The organism is Streptomyces sp. NBC_00654 (assembly GCF_026341775.1).
GTDB lineage: Bacteria > Actinomycetota > Actinomycetes > Streptomycetales > Streptomycetaceae > Streptomyces.
Window position 1 is genome coordinate 3,437,422 of record NZ_JAPEOB010000001.1, and the last position, 17,497, is coordinate 3,454,918.

The 17,497-nt window shown below is 68.4% G+C and carries 9 protein-coding genes and 1 tRNA gene; 6 read left to right on the plus strand and 4 right to left on the minus strand.

All coding sequences use genetic code 11. The features are described 5' to 3' along the window. Nucleotides 1-20: 20 nt before the first annotated feature. From OHA98_RS14700 to OHA98_RS14715, 4 genes are read left to right on the plus strand one after another with little or no spacing between them, the layout of a single operon-like run. Complete coding sequence (locus OHA98_RS14700) at nt 21-1,694, plus strand: extracellular solute-binding protein (RefSeq protein ID WP_266925947.1); 1,674 nt, start codon at nt 21-23, stop codon at nt 1,692-1,694. Then, complete coding sequence (locus OHA98_RS14705) at nt 1,691-3,157, plus strand: M1 family metallopeptidase (RefSeq protein ID WP_266925948.1); 1,467 nt, start codon at nt 1,691-1,693, stop codon at nt 3,155-3,157. The genes OHA98_RS14700 and OHA98_RS14705 overlap by 4 nt, the downstream gene beginning before the upstream one ends. Then, the gene (locus tag OHA98_RS14710) at nt 3,154-5,367 is read left to right on the plus strand and encodes a right-handed parallel beta-helix repeat-containing protein (RefSeq protein WP_266925949.1); all 2,214 of its coding nucleotides are present in this window, start codon (nt 3,154-3,156) and stop codon (nt 5,365-5,367) included. Before OHA98_RS14705 ends, OHA98_RS14710 begins: the two co-directional genes overlap by 4 nt. 41 nt (nt 5,368-5,408) lie before the next feature. Beyond that, on the plus strand, nt 5,409-6,599 hold the full coding sequence (locus tag OHA98_RS14715) for a Gfo/Idh/MocA family protein (protein ID WP_266925951.1): 1,191 nt from the start codon (nt 5,409-5,411) through the stop codon (nt 6,597-6,599). 132 nt (nt 6,600-6,731) lie between these two features. Here the strand turns inward: OHA98_RS14715 and OHA98_RS14720 are convergent, their stop codons facing one another. Continuing rightward, a complete protein-coding gene (locus OHA98_RS14720) occupies nt 6,732-7,631 on the minus strand; it encodes a transketolase family protein (protein ID WP_266925953.1) in 900 nt (299 codons plus the stop codon). An 87-nt stretch (nt 7,632-7,718) separates the two neighbouring features. Beyond that, nucleotides 7,719-8,420, minus strand: a complete 702-nt coding sequence (locus OHA98_RS14725) for a transketolase (protein ID WP_266925955.1) — start codon at nt 8,418-8,420, stop codon at nt 7,719-7,721. Nucleotides 8,421-8,547: 127 nt separating this feature from the next. Here OHA98_RS14725 and OHA98_RS14730 point away from each other — a divergent pair. Further along, nucleotides 8,548-8,621 (plus strand) — tRNA-Pro (locus OHA98_RS14730). A gap of 111 nt (nt 8,622-8,732) precedes the next feature. Here the strand turns inward: OHA98_RS14730 and OHA98_RS14735 are convergent. After that, a complete protein-coding gene (locus tag OHA98_RS14735; RefSeq protein ID WP_266925956.1) occupies nt 8,733-8,933 on the minus strand; it encodes a hypothetical protein in 201 nt (66 codons plus the stop codon). A 744-nt stretch (nt 8,934-9,677) separates the two neighbouring features. Here OHA98_RS14735 and OHA98_RS14745 point away from each other — a divergent pair. Then, nucleotides 9,678-16,661, plus strand: coding sequence for an RHS repeat-associated core domain-containing protein (locus OHA98_RS14745; protein WP_353962245.1), 6,984 nt, complete (start codon nt 9,678-9,680; stop codon nt 16,659-16,661). Nucleotides 16,662-16,721: 60 nt separating this feature from the next. On the opposite strand, the gene OHA98_RS14760 is transcribed toward OHA98_RS14745, so the two are convergent. Beyond that, nucleotides 16,722-17,408: a hypothetical protein gene (locus OHA98_RS14760; protein WP_266925958.1), complete on the minus strand. Its 687-nt coding sequence runs from the start codon at nt 17,406-17,408 to the stop codon at nt 16,722-16,724. Between the last annotated feature and the right edge of the window lie 89 nt (nt 17,409-17,497).

Genomic DNA, 17,497 nt, shown 5'->3' on the forward strand with positions numbered 1-17,497 from the left:
CCTTCTCCCAAGGAGATCCTGTGTCGAGCTCCACCCCCATCAACCGCAGATCCCTGTTCCGCATGGGTGCGGGCCTCGGTCTCGGGCTTGCCGCCGCCCCGCTGCTCGCCGCGTGCGGCGACGGCGGCACCGTGGCCAAGGCGGAGGCCAAGAGCGCCTCGCTGCTGCCCACCACGGCGATCCGCAACATCGGCCTCAAGCCCGACCTGGCCGCGACCGCCGCCGGCGTACCGCAGGGCTTCTTCGGCTACCCGGCCAAGCCGCTGCGCGCGACGAAGAACACCCTGCTCAAGGGGGCCGCCCCGATCAGCGCCACCATGGAGACCTTCTCGCCGCCGCCGCCGGCCCGGGGCAAGAACGCCGCCTGGCAGAGCATCGAGAAGCTTCTCGGCGGCCAGGTGAACATCACCGCCGTCCCCGCCGACGACTACGGCACCAAGTTCTCCACGATGGTGGCCAGCGACAGCCTGCCCGACCTCTTCATGTACCCCGAGGTCGGCGGCGTCGACAACAAGTCCGCCTTCCTCCGGGCCAAGTGCGCCGACCTGACCCCGTACCTCGCCGGGGACAAGATCAAGGACTACCCGAACCTGGCCGCGATCCCGAAGGGCGCCTGGCAGGCCGCGATCTTCGGCGGCAAGCTCTACGGCATCCCGATCGCCCGCACCGGCACCGGCGGCGCCGGCTTCTACCGCCACGATCTCTTCGAGGAGATCGGCATCACGAGCCTCGACCAGATCACCGGCCTCGACCGCTTCGTCGAGGCGTGCAAGGAGCTGACCCGCCCCAAGAAGGACCAGTACGCCATCATCGCGGGCGCCAACAACGTCCTCGCGATGTCGGCCGGAGCGCCGTACTCCTGGCGGCTCGACGCGAAGACCGGGAAATTCACCCTCGATCTGGAGACCCCCGAGTACCGCAGCGCCATCGAGACGGCACGCTCGCTGTACAAGTCGGGCTGCTACTACCCCGGCACCCTCCAGATGTCCGGGGCGCAGAAGGCCCAGTACACGGACATGTTCAAGAACGGCAAGGGGGCGTACGTCTACGACGGCATGCCCACCTACCTGGCGCCCGGTGTGGGCTACATCGCCGCGATGAAGGCGATCGACAAGACGTACGACCCGCGGCCCTTCGTGCCGTTCGGCGAGAGTGCCGTCGCCTGGATGGACAACGTCAAGCTGGAGAACACCCATGTGAAGAAGGCGTCCGGCGAGCGGGTGCGACAGATCCTCGCGCTGGCCGACTTCGCCGCCTCGCCGTTCGGCAGCGAGGAGTACACGCTGATCAACTACGGCGTCGAAGGAACGGACTTCACCCGCGACGCCAAGGGCAACCCGGCGCTCACCAAGCAGGGCACCCAGGACGTCACGGTGCCGTGGAAGTTCATGGCCTCCGCCGTCCCCGCGATCTACAGCGCCGACTCCGAGCAGGGCGTGCGCCACGTCCACGAGGCGTTCACCACGATGGTCCCGATGATGGAGCAGGACCCGACGCTCCAGTACTCCTCTCCCACCTGGGACTCCAAGGGCTACGGCAGCCTCTACTCGTTCAAGCAGGACGCGCTCAAGGACATCGTCGCGGGCCGCAAGCCCATGTCCGCGTACGACCAGCTGCTCAAGGACTACCTGGCCAAGGGCGGCGAGCAGGCCCGCGGCGAGTTCGAAGAGGCCTTCCAGAAGGGGAAGAAGTGACAACGCGACGCTCACTCCTCGGGCTCGGCGGCGCGGCGGTCGCCGCGGCCGTGGCCGTACCCGTCCTCGGTACGCCCGCAACGGCCCGCCCGCACCGCTTCGACCCGAGGCCCGGCTCGGACGGAGTCGGCGACCCGCTCTTCCCGACGCTCGGCAACGGCGGCTACCAGGTCCTCCACTACGACCTCACCTTCGACTTCACCCCGGTGACGTACGACTTCACCGGCGTCGTGAGGATGAGCGCCCGCGCCACCCAGGACCTGTCCGCGTTCAACCTGGACACCGACGGCCACACCATCGAGGCCATCACCGTCCAGGGACGTACGGCCACCTGGGAACTGACCGCCGGCCAGAGCGGCCAGGAACTCACCGTCACCCCGGCCCGCGCCCTGCGCGACGGCCAGGCGTTCACCGTCGAGGTCCGCTACCGGGGCAACGGCAAGGCGCCCCGGCTCGGTCTCACCGGCTGGAAGTTCGGCACCGACGGCGGCTTCGCCTCCGCCGCCCAGTCCTCCCGCGCCGACACCTTCCTGCCCTGCAACGACACCCCGTCGGACAAGGCGACCTGGACCTTCCACATCAGTGCCCCCAAGGGCTTCGTCGCCACCGCCAACGGCGAACTGCTGCACCGGACCCCGCGCGCCGACGGCTCCACCGTCTGGCACTTCGCGCTCCGCGAGCGGATGGCGACCGAACTGATCGGCATCGCCGTCGTCAAGGGCACCTACCTGTACGGCACCGGCCACCGCGGACTGCCGCTGCGCCACATCGTGCCCCAGGGCCTGGAGGACACCTACGCCCCGATCGTCGCCCGCACCGCCGACCATCTGGCCTGGTGCGAGGCGAAGTTCGGCCGCTACCCGTTCTCCGTCTACGGCGTCCACATCTACGACGGCTACACCGACGCGCTGGAGAACCAGACCCTCTCGCTCTTCTCCACCAACTGGTTCAAGCCCAACGCCAACGGACAGCCGGGCTACGAGACCACCATGGTCCATGAGCTGGTCCACCAGTGGTGGGGCGATTCCGTGACCCCCGCCGACTGGCAGCAGGCCTGGCTCAACGAGGGCCCCGCCGTCTACTACGCCGCCCTCTACGGCGAGGAGCGCGGCTGGTCCGTCCTCGCCGACAAGATGAGGGCCACCTACGGCAAGCTCGACGCGATCCGCGCCAAGGACGGCCCGCCCGGACTGCCCAAGGCGCTCGGCGGCACCAACATCTACGACGGCGGCGCCCTGGTCCTGTACGCCCTGCGCCGGCAGATCGGCGACCGGGACTTCGACCGCGTGATGCGGCTGTGGCCCCAGCGGCACAAGGACGGCAACGTCTCCAGCGAGGACTTCATCCGGCACACCGTCAAGGTCACCGGCAGGAAGTCGCTCGACCCGTTCCTGCGCGACTGGCTCTTCGGAGCCGTGAACCCGCCCATGCCCGGCCACCCCGACTGGAAGGCCACCGCGTGAACCGCACCGCGCACCTCCTGCGGGGAACCGCCGCAGCCGTCACCACCACCTTCCTCGCGGCACTCCTCGCGGCCCCCACCGCCCAGGCCGCCCCCGGGACCCGCACCCTGTACGCGGGCCCCGACGGGCGCGGCACCTCCTGCACGGCCTCCAGGCCCTGCTCCGTCGAAGGCGCCCGGGTCCGGGCCCGCACCGAGGGCGGCCGGGACGTCCGGGTACTCCTCAAGGGAGGTACGTACCGGCTGACGGAGCCGCTGGAGCTCGGCGCCGAGGACTCCGGGAAGAACGGCCGCACCGTCACCTGGACCGCGGCCCCCGGCGCCCGTCCCGTCCTGTCCGGCGGGCGCGACCTCACCGGCTGGCAGCGCGACGCCGACGGCACCTGGACCGCCCCCGTCCCCGAGGGCGTCACCCCGCGCCAGCTCTTCATCGACGGACGGCGGGCCGTCCGGGCCCGGGGCGAGGCCTGCGCGGCCGCCGTCTGCGACGCCACGACGACGGGGATGACCGGCGCCGGCGCCACCGGCATCGCCCGGTGGCAGCGCCCCACCGACGCCGAAGTGGTGATCCGGGTCCGCTGGCGCAACTACCACTGCCGTATCGCGGGCGTCAGCGGCGACGTCATGACCTTCGCCCAGCCCTGCTGGACCAACTCCGCGAGCGGCACCGACCGCACCGGTCCCTCCTGGGACTCCACCACGGTCGACTCCGCCCGCTACAGCGGGGTCGCCTTCTTCGAGAACGCTCCCGAACTCCTCGACACACCCGGCGAGTTCACCTGGAACTCCGAAGCCCGCACGGTCACCTACCTGCCGCGCGAGGGCGAGAACATGCGCCGCGCCCAGGTGGTCACCCCGCACACCGAACAGCTCCTCGTCATGGACGGCGCCCACGACATCACGGTCAGCGGCATCGGCTTCGCGTACGCGGCCTACCGGCAGCCCGGAACCGACGAGGGCTACGCGGGCATGCAGGCCGGTCTCACCCTCACCGGCGCCACCGGCCCCGTCGACCACGCGGGCCGCTACTACACCAAGCCCGCCGCGGCACTCACCGTGCGCGGCGGCCGGCGTGTCAGCATCGACGGCGCGCGCTTCGAGCACCTCGGCGGGGCGGGCGCGATCCTCGAAGCCGGCACCAAGGACAGCGCCCTGACCCGGTCCTCCTTCACCGACCTGTCCTCCGGCGCGGTGTACGTCGGTGACACGGAGCCGCTGCCCGGTACGGCGCTCGCGGGCGAACGGAACACCGTCGCGTACAACACGATCCGCCGCTCCGGCGTCGAGTACACCGACTCGGTGGGCATCTGGGCCGGATACGAGGCCGGGCTGACCGTCGACCACAACACCCTGGAACACCTGCCGTACTCCGGCATCTCCGTCGGCTGGGGCTGGAACCAGCCCGAGGCCCAGAAGTCCGTCCTGCGCGACAACAAGGTGACGGACAACCGCATCACCGACGTGATGGAAGTGGCCCAGGAGCAGCACGACGGCGGCGCGATCTACACCCAGGGCGCCCAGCCCGGCACCCTCCTGTCCGGCAATTACATCAACCGCTCCGCCTTCGGCAACACCGAGCGCGACGGCAACGGCATCTACCTCGACGAACAGTCCTCGCACATCCTCGTCGAGAAGAACGTCATCACCCGTATCGGCTACAAGTGGGTCTCCAACTGGGCGGACTACGGCATCCGGAACACCGCCCGCGGCAACTGGACCGACACCGCGGCACCCGCCCTCGGCGGCACCGGCTCCGTCATGACGGACAACCTCACCGGCCTCGACCGGCTGCCGGCCGCCGCACTGGCCGTCGCCTCCCGGGCCGGCGCCCACGGCGGACGCGTCGAGCAGCTGCGCACCGACCTGGCCCGTACGGGCACCGCGACCCAGTCCTCGACCGACGGGACGGCCACCGCCGCCCTCGCCCTGGACGCGGACACCAACACCGACACCCGCACCCTCGCCGAGGCGGGAGCCTGGTGGCAGGTCGACCTCGGTACGAAGCGGCGCGTCCGTCAGATCGAGATCTGGAACAACGCCTCCTCCACGACGGCCGACTTCGACGTCATCACGGACGACGGGTCCGTCCACGTCGGCGGAAAGTCCTTGCGCCCGACCGTTCTGGACCTGGACAGCACCACCCGCACCGTGAAGATCAGGGTCGCGGGAACCGGACGCGTCGCCCTCTCCCAGGTCCTCGTCCACCCCTGACACCGGCCACCACGCACCACTGAACAACGAAGGAAGACCTCATGACCGACCTCCGTATCGGCGTGCTCGGCTACGGCCTGCGCGGCTCACTCGCCCGCACCGCCCACCGGCCCGGCTCCGGCGCCCGCGTCACCGCGCTGGCGGAACCGGACCCCCGCGCCCGTACGGAGGCGGCCGCGGCCTTCCCGGGCGCGGCCATGTCCGCCGGCCACCGCACGGTCATCGAGGACCCGGACATCGACGCGGTCCTGGTCCTCACCCCCGACCACACCCACGCGGACCTGGCCTGCGAAGCACTCCGGGCGGGCAAGCCGGTCTTCGTCGAGAAGCCCCTCGACATCAGCGTCGAGCGCTGCGACACCATCCTGCGCACGGCGTACGAGACCGGGACCCGGCTCTACATCGGGCACAACATGCGCCACATGCCCGTCGTCAGACTGATGCGCGACCTGATCCGCGACGGCGCCATCGGCGAGATAAAGACCGTCTGGATCCGGCACTTCGTCGGATACGGCGGCGACTGGTACTTCAAGGACTGGCACGCCGAACGGCGTTACACCACCGGGCTGCTGCTCCAGAAGGCGGCCCACGACATCGACGTCCTGCACTGGCTGGCCGGCGGCTACGCCAAGGACGTGCAGGCGCTCGGCGACCTGATGGTCTACGGCGACAACCCGCACCGGCGCGAGCCGGGGGAGCCCAAGGCGGACGACTGGTACACCAAGGACGGCCACTGGCCCCCGCACACCCAGCGGGCGCTCAACCCCGTCATCGACGTCGAGGACGTGTCGCTGCTCAACATGCGCCTCGACAACGGGGTGCTGGCCTCCTACCAGCAGTGCCATTTCACCCCCGACTACTGGCGCAACTACACGGTCATCGGCGACGCGGGCCGCCTGGAGAACTTCGGCGACGGCCCCGGCGGCTGTGTGAAGGTCTGGAACACCCGGCGCTCCGGCTACCGCCCCGAGGCGGACGAGACCCATGAGATCCCCGCCGCCGAGGACAACGCCGGGCACGGCGGCGCCGACCCGCTGCTCGTGGACGAGTTCCTGCGATTCGTCCGGGAGGGCGGCCGTACCGACACCTCACCGGTGGCGGCCCGGATGGCGGTCGCGGCGGGCGTACGGGCCACGGCCTCGCTGCGCGACGGCGGCACCCCGGCCACGGTGCCCGCACTGGACCCGGAACTGGCGGCGTACTTCGAGCGGGGCCAGGTACGCGCGGACTGAGAACGGCCCGCGCGGGGCTTGCGGCGTGGCGAGACCGGGACGGCCCATCGACCGTGCGTGCGGACAGTCAGCGGTGTGACCCGCGCTCGCGGCGCGGGCCGCTCCCCGCGTCCGCCGCCGGCCGTCCGCCGCTCAGGCCGGCAGGAAGCCCGTGATCCGCTCGCGCAGACCGTGCGGGTCCAGTCCGTGCGCCGCCAGATGCTCGTCCATCTGCCCGTACCGCCGCAGCTCCGCCCGCCCCACCCCGAGGCCGAGCACCCGGTGGGGCAGCTCCGCGAGCGCGTCATTGGCCGCCGCCGTCGAGGTGCCCGCCAGATACGGCTCCACGATCACCACATCGGCGCCGGGACCCGCACCGACGGCCCGCCGCAGGCCGGCCGCGTCGAAGGGGCGCACCGTCGTGGCGTACAGCACGGTCACATCCAGGCCCTCGACCGCCGCCAGGACGTTGTCCAGCATGGGCCCGACCGCGACCACGGTGCCGCCCCGCCCCTCCCGTACGACGGTGAATCCGGTCCCGGTCACGGGCCGCCCCTCCCGGTTCGACTGGAGGGAGAGCCGGACATACACCCGGCCTTCCCCCGCCACCGCCCGCCGGAGCAGGGTCTCGGCCTCGTCGGGGTGGCCCGGCACCAGTACCGTCCAGTCGTCGAGCGTGTCCAGGAGCGCCACGTCGCCCGGGGACATATGGGTGAAGCCCCCGGCCGGCCAGTCGTACGACGCACCGGCACTGACCAGGACCGCGCCGAGGTTCTGGTGGCCGAGGTCCAGCTTGACCTGCTCGAACGGCCGCTCCACCAGGAAGCTGGCGAAGGTGTGCATCAGCGGCCGCATGCCCGTCAGCGCCATTCCGGCGCCCGCCCCGATCAGCAGTTGCTCCCGGATGCCCACATTGATCACCCGGTCCGGGTGGTTCCGCTCGGCCTGCCTGAAGCCGTCGCGGCTGATCTCGGCCAGCACCAGGGCCAGCCGGGGGTCCTCGTCCAGGAGCTGTGAGGTGGTGGCGATGAAACGGTCGCGCATGGTGTCCATGAGGGTGTTCCTCCGTTGTGGCGGGTCGTGTCGGCGGTCCGGGCGGGCCGGGGCCGGCTGGGCGTCGTGCCCGTGCTGCGCGCGGTGTCAGCGCTCGGGGGCCACCCGCGCGACCACGGCCAGGGGGCGGCCCGGGTGCGGTGCGGTGCAGGCCGCGTACAGCGCCTCGTGGTCCCGTCCGTCCACGGTCACCGTGGACCATCCGGCCGCCTCGAACCGGGCGGCGATGCCGCCGGGCAGGGCATGGCTCGCGGAGGCGTTGTCGATCACCATGGTGTGCAGCTGTTCCAGCCCCGCGGGACCGGCGTAGGCGATCGCCTCGTGGTTGCTGCCCTCGTCGAGCTCCGCGTCCCCCGTCAGCACCCACACCCGCGGACCGGTGAGCCCCTGCGCCCGCAGTCCCAGCACGGTTCCCACGGCCAGCGGGAGCCCGTGGCCCAGCGAGCCGCTGCCGATCTCGGCGCCCGGGACCAGTACCCGGTCCGGGTGGTGTCCCAGCGGCGAGTCGTACGACCCGAAGCCGGGCAGCAGCTCCTCGCCGAAGAATCCGCGTGCCGCCAGAACGGCGTAGTACGCCATCGGCCCGTGCCCCTTGGAGAGGAGGAAGCGGTCCCGTCCGGGGTCGGCGACGGTCCCGGGGGTGACCCGCAGTACCCGGTCGTACAGCACCCACAGGGCGTCCAGCGTGGAATGGGCGGCCGGGCCGTGCTTCTCGTCGCCCGTCATCAGGCCGATCAGACGGTCCAGGTCCTGGTAGCCGCGTACCGGTGCGGCGGTCGTGTTCGTCATGCACACAGTGTCTAACCTCAACCAAGGTTGAGGTCAAGGAACGAAAGCCGTTCGTGAGCACCCGTTCAAGTGCGGTATTGTTCTCATGCGCGTTCGGCCAGGGGAAAAGCCCAGGTCAGACAAGCAACGGGACGTGGCGCAGCTTGGTAGCGCACTTGACTGGGGGTCAAGGGGTCGCAGGTTCAAATCCTGTCGTCCCGACTGGAGACAGTCGCAGATCAGGGCCGGTTTCGGAGAAATCCGAAACCGGCCCTTGATCGTTTTGGGGACCAGTCGGGGGCCGGTGTCCTGGACGGGCGCCCTTGGCCGGCGTCAGCGGGTCATGACGATCGGGCTCGGCGGGGAGCGCGCTGCGTCGGCGGCTGTGATCTTGTGTATGCCCGGGTGGAGGTAGCGCTGGGTGGTGGCCAGGGAATCGCGGCCGGCGATCCTGCGGAGGGTGTGGGTGTGGGTGTGGGTGTGGGCGTGGACGTGCGCGCGGGTGCGGTCTGGCGCCGCACGGTCCAGATCCACTGGGTGATGTCGATGTCTCCGACGCGGCAGCCTGAGACCTCGCCGATCCGTGCGGCGGTGCATGCGGCGGTGCATGCGGCGCAGAGGACCACGTCGCCCCACGTGCCCATCGGCCCCGAACATGCCGCCAACGACGTGCTGGGCCGCACTGGTCTTCAGCCAGATCGCCGTGGCCGCTAATCGCCACGGCTAGCGGGCACGGCTATCGGCACGACGACGAACCCCGCCGACGGGCGCAGAGGACTTTGCACACTTCGCGCCTGCCTCAACTCGGACGAATCTGACCTGGAGATGGCGAAGGTGTACGGAGGCTGTCTATGGGGAGCAGTGAATCGGCGACGCCTGATCGAGCACTCTGAGCTGAGGTTTCTGGATAGTTGATCTCCATCACGAGTGGACAGTCAACACAGCTGTGAGTGTGTCGCGTTGGCGTGATCTTGTCTTCTTCCGTCCGACGGCGACAGTTTGTGTGTACCTTGTGATCGCTCGCCTGGGGAGTGTGGGTGTCGTGGGTCATTCGTGGCTCATGAGGGGGTTCTGGGGAGGGGCGGCGTGCGCATGCGCGGCGAACGGTTCGGAACAGGTGTGTCCGCACGCTGGCGGGCACTCACGGTCGGGGTGCTGGGGCTGGCTTTGTCGGTAGGGCTGGTCTCTGCCGAGGCGGCCCCATCCGCCCCCTCATCAGGAGTGTCCTCGCAGACTCGGGGCGGCACCCTCAGCGAGTCGACGCCAGTGGGCAGCCCCATGGGGCCGACTGCGCCTGCGGCCGCCGAGCCGACCACGAACAATGCGGTGTACGCCTACGATGCGGCATCCCGCCTCGTCGGTGTCACGGACCCGGACGGCGAGACCGCCCGCTACCGCTACGACGCGGCGGGCAACCGCCTCGGCGTGGACCGTTTCGCGTCGAGCGTCCTGTCGGTTCTCTCCCTGGTTCCTGTCCGCGCTGCATCCGGCGCGAGCGTCACTCTTTCCGGCACGGGGTTCTCGGCAACGGCGGCCTCCAACACGGTCTCGTTCGGAACGAAGACGGCCACGGTTACGTCGGCTTCGGCCACCCGACTGGTGGTGACCGTTCCCTCGGGCGCGGTCAAGGGGCCGGTGTCAGTAGCAGTCGGCGCTGCCAACGCAGCGTCGGTAGAGACCTTCACGCCCGCCTTGGGCAAGCCCAGCGTCACCTCGTATGCGCCGACCAGCGGGCCGCCAGGGACAGTAGTGGTGCTCTCCGGGTCTGGTTTCGCGTCTGCGAAGACGGACAACGTCGTGCGTTTCAACGGCGGCAGGATCGCGGAGGTCGTCGAACGCACTGACACGGCTCTGACGGTGAAGGTCCCCGCAGGTGCCAAGGCAGGGCGGATCACGGTCGAGACCCCTGACGGTCAGGAGGTGGCTCCCGACTACTTCGATGTTCCTCTGGAGGGAAACGAGTTCGAGACAACTGTCGGTACGTCGCCGACCGATGAGAATCCGCCTTCGGTCGCGATCTCTGCCTCCGACAAGAGAGCCCGAGTGCTGATCGACGCCGACGCGGGCGACTTGCTGAGCTTCCACCTCTCCGGCTCGACGTTCAAGGGCGACCTGCGGTTGCGGATGGTCTCTCCCCAGGATGTCGAGCTCGATGACGTCCGGGTGAGTCCCGGCAAACTCTTCGACTGGGATCTCACCGACCTGCCGGTCTCCGGAACGTACTCCCTTGTCATCGAGCCGGCCGACTCAAGCACGGGGCCGGGGACAGTCACGGTCACCGCGTCTCTGCCGTTGGAGGCGGGCCGACTCGCACCGACCGACGCAACGCCTACCCAGGTCAGTCTGAATAGGCCGGGGCAGCTGGCGCGCACCGTCTTCGAGGCCCAGCAAGGCGACGATCTCACGATCGGTGCGCTCGACAGCACCTTCACCGGCAGGGCCACTGTCACTGTGCAGGCGCCGTCCGGTGGGACTGTCGGCGTGGGAGGGCCCCACGCTTCCGGAGTCTCCGGGACAGTCGTGTTGGGGAACCTGCCGGAGACGGGAACCTACGTCGTCACTGTCAACCCCGACCCGGGGGTCACCGGAACACTGGGGCTTCTGCTGTCGGCAGACGTCAAGATCTCCCTTTCGCCGGACGCGGCCTCCGTATCGGTGGTGGCGCGACGCGGGCAACAGGTGCAAGCGGAGTTCACCGCACCGCCCGGCAGAATCGTGGGAATCGGCGTCACCGACGTGACCATCCCGACGAATTCCTCCCTCAACGCACGGGACGCCAACGGAAATCACGTTGGAGGGTACGGAGCCGTCATCGCGAACAGCGACGGCAGTCTGCACTTGAACGACCTGATTGCTGGAGACGACTACGCAGTGGTGCTCCAGCCGAGTTCGGCCGCCGCCGGGTCGATGAAGTTCTGGCTCTCGACTCCTGTAACAGCCACGCCCCTCACCACCAGCAGCCCCAGTACACAAGCAGAACTGACACGGCCGGGTCAGCAGCTCATCGTTCCCGTCCACGCCGCGGACAGCAGCGGGATCTCGGTCGTCCTGTCCGGACCGAACGTGATGAGGGGCGGCACCGTCGCACGAGTCACCCCCGCCGGCCAGGTCGTGAACGGCGCCGGATACATCAATGCGGCATCGGGAGATGGCGGAGTGGCTCTTCCCACGCCCCTGGCCGAGGGAACACATCTGCTTCTGGTCCAGCCCACTCGGATGTCTCCGGGCACGGTGACCGCATCGAGGGTGCCCGGGGTGAATGCCGGAACACTGACGCTGGGCGGTGCCAAACGGACGGCGGTGATCTCCCAGCCGCACGTGCACTCCTATTTCACCTTCACGGTCGAGGCGCAGAACGGAGCCAAACCCGATCTCGAGATCGAGGCCCCGTCGCCGTTTGACTGGTTCGCGACGCTGATCGGTTCAGCAGGGGAGGTCCGAGGCTCCACGTACATATCCAAGACGACCGTCTCGGCGTCCCTTGCTTCCCTCACCCCGGGCACCTACACCCTGGTGATTGCGCAGATAGGCTCGTCCACCGGTCAAGTGACTCTCGGTCTCAAGGACCGGTCCGCCACCGGAGCGAACAGTGGTGGCGGCACGAGCGGTGCGGCACGGATCGTTCCCGAGGGGGCGGACGCCTGGCAGCCGGGCAAGCAGCAGAAAGCCGGTCGGGACTGGGTCACAGGCCGCGGCCACGGCCCGGAAGCTCCCCGGAAACTCCGTTCGCCCTCCGGCAGAACGGCGCTGACCGGCCACGTGCTGAAGCTGGACGGCAAGCCCCTAGCGAAGGTCACCGTCTCCGTCGGCGACAAGACGGCCAGAACCGACTCCCGCGGCAGGTTCCTGCTGGCCGGCATCAGCCCTGACGCGAAGACCCTGGTGGTCGACGGCTCGACAGCGAACACGAGGAAGCGTCAGTACGGCCGCTTCGACATCCACATCAGCCCGAAGGACGGCCAGAGCGTCGATCTCGGGTTCCCGGTGTGGATGACGCCCCTCGACACCAAGAACACGGTGAGCTTCGCCGCCCCGGCGAAGACCGACGTCATTCTGAAGACCCCGAAGATTCCCGGGCTGGAAGTCCGTATTCCCAAGGGTTCGGTGGTCCGGGACGAGAACGGCAAGCCGGTCACGGAGCTGGGAATCACGGCCATACCCATCGACCGGCCACCGTTCCCACTGCCCGAGAACAGCGTCGTGCCGGTGTACTTCACCGTGCAGCCGGGCGGTACATACGTCTTTCCCAAGGGTGCGCAGGTCATCTATCCGAACTACACACGCGAAGCCCCCGGCACTCGTGTGGAGTTCATGGACTACGACCCGAAGAAGAAGGGCTGGTACGTCTACGGGCACGGGAAGGTGTCTGCCGACGGCCGCCAGGTCGTGCCCGATGCCAAGACACGGGTCTGGGCCTTTCACGGTGCGATGTTCAACATCCCCGACTGGCTGCCCTGGGACCTGCCGTGGGTGAAGGACGTTGTCGACTGGCTGTCCGGCGACCCTGTCGACCTGTCCACCGGAATGCTCACCGACTCGCGTACCGACCTGGCCGTTTCCGACTCCCGCGGCTCGGCAGAGATCACCCGGACCTACTGGCAGGGCGACACGCGAACCCGCGCCTTCGGTATCGGACGCGACCTCTCCTACAACGTCTTCCTGCACTCGAAGAAACAGTACGAACAGGTCGACCTGTACCTGCCCGGCGGCCAGTCGGTCCCCTTCGTACGCACCTCGCCCGGCACGGGCTACTCCGACGCGGTCTTCGAACCCTCCGGAACCCCGTCCGGATACCACGGCACGAAGATTGTGTGGGGCGGCGACAGAGCGTGGCACATGAAGTTCCGTGACGGCACCACCTGGATCTTCCCCCAGTACGCGCCACTCAAGGAAATCCGGGACCGGCACGGCAACGCCGTACAGCTGACGCGCGCCGGCAACAAGGGCGAGATCACGCAGATCTCCACCCCGGGTGGTCGCTGGATCTCCCTCGCCTACGACACCAAGAAGCGCGTCTCATCAGTCCGGGACAACGCGGGCCGCACGACCGAGTACACCTACGACACCACCGGACGTCTGGAAACCGTCAAGGATCCGGCAGGCAAGATCAGCCGCTACGCGTACGACGGCACGTCCAACCGCATCAAGACAGCAGTGGACGCCCGCGGCATCACCTACATGACCAATGTCTACGAGAGCGGGCGGGTCAAGGAGCAGACGCTCACCGAAGGCGCCAAGTACACCTTCGCGTACACGCTGACCGGTGCGGGCAAGGTCACCTCCACAACGGTCACCCAGCCCGGCGGGTCTCAGAGGCGGGTCGAATTCGACGCCGACGGCTACGGGGTCAAGGACACCCAGGCCCACGGCAGCACGCTCGCCCGCATCACCCAATACCACCGGGGGCCGCGCCACCGCGTGGACGCGGTCACCGACCCGTACGGCCGCCGCACCGAACTCACCTACGACACCAACGGATACATCACCCGCACCACCGAGCTCGCGGGAACGCCACAGGCCCGCCAGTCCGGCACCGCGGTCTACGACGGTCCGTACGACCAGCCCACCGCCCTCACCGACCCATTGGACAACACCACCGTCCTCGGCTACGACGCCGACGGCGACCTGCGGACCGTCACCGACCCCGCAAACCGGAAAACCGCTCTCACCTACACCCCCGACGGGCAGGTGAAGACGGTGACCGACGCCTCCCAAGCGGTGACCGAATACACCTACCTGAACGGTGAGTTGGTGTCGGTCAAGGACGCGGAGGGCCGCACCAGCAGCCAGTTCCTGGACGCGGCAGGGCGGCCGTCCGCTCTGACCGACGCGGCAGGATCCCTCACGACTCTCACCTACGACGCTCTCAACCAGACCCGCAAGGTCACCGATCCTCTCGGCCAGGCCACAGCCCTGGACTATGACGAGAACGGCAACCTGACCACCCTCACCGACGCCCGCAACAACGCCACTTCTTGGGCGTACGACAACGCGGACCGGGCCAAGTCGGCGAAGGATCCGCTGGGAGCGCAGGCGCTGTTCGCCTATGACCCCGCGGGCCATCTGGCGAAGGTGACCAGTCGCTCGGGCCAGGTCGCCACTGCCGAGTACGACCTGCTGGGACGGGCGAAGAACGCCAAGTACGGCGTGAACATAGCCGGTACGGCCGAGTCCACCGCCACCTACGCCTACGACGCTGTCGACCTGCCGAAGACGATCACGGACACCCAGGCGGGGACACAGACCTTCGGATACGACGTGTACGACCGGCCGAAGACGGTCACCGGGCCGACCGGCGAGGTCTCCTACGTTCACGACGCGGCGGACCGACGCACGGAGATGACCGCGGCCGGGAAGACCACGCTCTACGGCTACGACGCCTCCGGCATCCTCACCTCCGTCACCTCCGGCGACCAAGCGGTCACCTTCGGCCTGGACGCGGTGGGCCGTGAGAAGACCGCCGCACTGCCGGGCGGCATCACCCGCACCACCACCCTGGACACGACGGGAACCGTCAAGAACATCGGCTATGCCAAGGGTGCGGCCGGTATCGGTGACCTCACTTACACCAGGGACGTCCGCGGACTCCAGACCGGCCTGTCCGGCAGCCTCGCCTCGGTCGCGCTGCCGGCGGCGGAGACAGGGGCGGTGTTCGGGAAGGACAACCGGGTCACCACCTTCAACGGCCGCTCCTTCACCTACGACGCCGACGGTCGGCTCAAGGACGACGGAAAACGCACCTATACCTGGAACGCCCGCGGCCAGCTGTCCGGACTCACCGCGACCGGCGGAGCATCGAGCCTGTTCACGTACGACGCACTGGGCACCCGCACCGCGAAGACCCTCGGCACCACCACGAAGAAGTACCTGACCGACGGCTCCAACCCACTGGTGGAACAGGACGCCACAGGAGCCGCGACAGCCACCGTCGCGACGTCCGGCCTGGACGAGTACCTGACCCGGACCGAGAACAACGCCACGCAGATCTACCTCACCGACGCGCTGGGCACCGTCGTCGGCCTGGCCAACACCGACGGCACAGTCGCCACCCGCTACACCTACGACCCCAACGGCCAGCCCACCACCTCGGGCGCCGCATCGTCCAACCCCTACACCTTCACCGGACGCGAGTCCGACGGAACCGGACTCCTGTACTACCGCAACCGCTACTACGACCCGGAGTCCGGCCGCTTCATCTCCCAGGACCCGATCGGCCACGCCGGCGGCACCAACCTCTACCAGTACGCGCTCAGTTCACCCACCACCTACACCGACCCCTCCGGCAACAACCCACTGCTCGCCGGCTGCGTCATCGGCGGCCTCTCCGAAGCCGGCCTCGACTGGCTCGGCCAACGCCTGTCAGGCCGCAAGGTCAACTGGGGCCAGGTCGGCTCCTCCGCGGCCATGGGCTGCGCGACCGGCATGCTCGGTGCGGCGGGCGCGGCCAAGTGGGCGTCCCTCGGCAAGTGCTTCAAGGCCGGCAACAGCTTCACCTCGGACACCCCCGTACTCCTGGCGGACGGCACCCGCAAACCGATCAAGGACATCCGGATCGGCGACGAGGTCCTGGCCACCGACCCCGAAACAGGCGAAAGCGGCCCCCGCCCCGTCACCGCCCTGATCAAGGGCACAGGGGACAAACAACTGGTCGACATCACCCTCGGCACAGGCACATCCCACACCCTGACCGCCACGGACGGCCACCCCTTCTGGGTCCCCGCTCTGCACCGCTGGATCGAAGCCGACCAACTCACCGCCGGCCAATGGCTCCAGGCGAGCAACGGCACCTGGGTACAGATCACCGCAGTCACCCATCGCACCACATCCACCACGGTCCACAACCTCACCGTCGCAGACCTCCACACGTACTATGTGCTGGCGGGCGAGACGCCGGTCCTCGTTCACAACAGCAACTGCGGCCCGTCCCTGAAGGATTTGCAGAAGGACTACCCCCGGCGCACTGTGGGAATTCTTGATGTCGGGGGTGATCAACTGCCGATGATCAGTGGTCCAGGCGGTCAGTCTGGACTCCTCAAGAACCTCCCAGGTCGTACGAAGGCCAACGGGGAGCACGTGGAGACTCACGCAGCAGCGTTCTTGCGTATGAACCCGGGCGTCAGAAAGGCCGTGCTCTACATCGACTACCCGACGGGAACCTGCGGAACATGCAGAAGTACATTGCCTGACATGCTGCCCGAAGGTGCTCAGCTGTGGGTGATCTCACCGCGTAGGACTGAAAAATTCACGGGACTTCCTGACTGAGTTAGGAAAGGAATCGGCGGCCGATCCAGGTGGATCGGCCGCCGATTCGTGTTTCACTGCCTACCAGGGCAGTGGTTCATCGGTTGTATAGTCCTGAGCATCGGAGTATGAGCGCCACTTGACTCCTGGCGTATTCTCCGCCCAAGAGAGATCACCTGGCACTCTTGCTGCCAGGGTGATGTCATGACCTGCGCCGGGATCGTCGCTCGGGTGGACGAGAGCCAGCCAGCTCTCGCCGAGGAGGATGCGCGAATCGTTGGCCGGCCAGTTCCACGCAGGGAAGGGGAGCTCATGGCTTCCTTCCCGAGACCAGAGCCAATCTGCCGGGACTCCTTGCGCGACTTTCGTCGCAGGAGCCCCCAGGATTGCCTCCAGGATTGTGGCGTGAATCAAGAAATACGAGAGCTGCTCGCCCGTCCGTCGCCACGGGGTCGGTTCGTCGGACGGCTCTCGCTCGTACACGGAGCGATCTTCACTTTTCGGGTCGAATGCCCAAACCCGAGTTCCTTGGTTCTCAACCCAGAACGGAATCATTCCGTCTTCTGCTACGAGTTCCGCGAGGGGGATGGCGTAGTTGTGTGAAGTGATCTCCCCGCCCCACTGGGCAGAGATTTCATGCCACTCGACAAGCTCCCTGGGTGCATCGGGCGATTCCCCCAGTCTCACATTGGGTGATTTCGGGGCGCCGTACCACCTCCGCAGAAATCGCAGCAGGTCCGGGCTGTCCGTGAGGGCGAGAGAGTTCATGTGAGACATTATGCGCTACATGCCGGGCGTCGACGGGGACTGATCGGCAAATCGCTAAAGCGAAACGGGAGCCCCATTGGTGGGGCTCC

What these genes read in the sequence shown, in the direction of transcription:
- OHA98_RS14715 (WP_266925951.1), top strand. Translation starts at nt 5,409, where the DNA reads ATGACCGACCTCCGTATCGGCGTGCTCGGCTACGGCCTGCGCGGCTCA.
- OHA98_RS14745 (WP_353962245.1), top strand. Translation starts at nt 9,678, where the DNA reads ATGGGGCCGACTGCGCCTGCGGCCGCCGAGCCGACCACGAACAATGCG.
- OHA98_RS14725 (WP_266925955.1), bottom strand. Translation starts at nt 8,420, where the DNA reads ATGACGAACACGACCGCCGCACCGGTACGCGGCTACCAGGACCTGGAC.
- OHA98_RS14760 (WP_266925958.1), bottom strand. Translation starts at nt 17,408, where the DNA reads ATGAACTCTCTCGCCCTCACGGACAGCCCGGACCTGCTGCGATTTCTG.
- OHA98_RS14720 (WP_266925953.1), bottom strand. Translation starts at nt 7,631, where the DNA reads ATGGACACCATGCGCGACCGTTTCATCGCCACCACCTCACAGCTCCTG.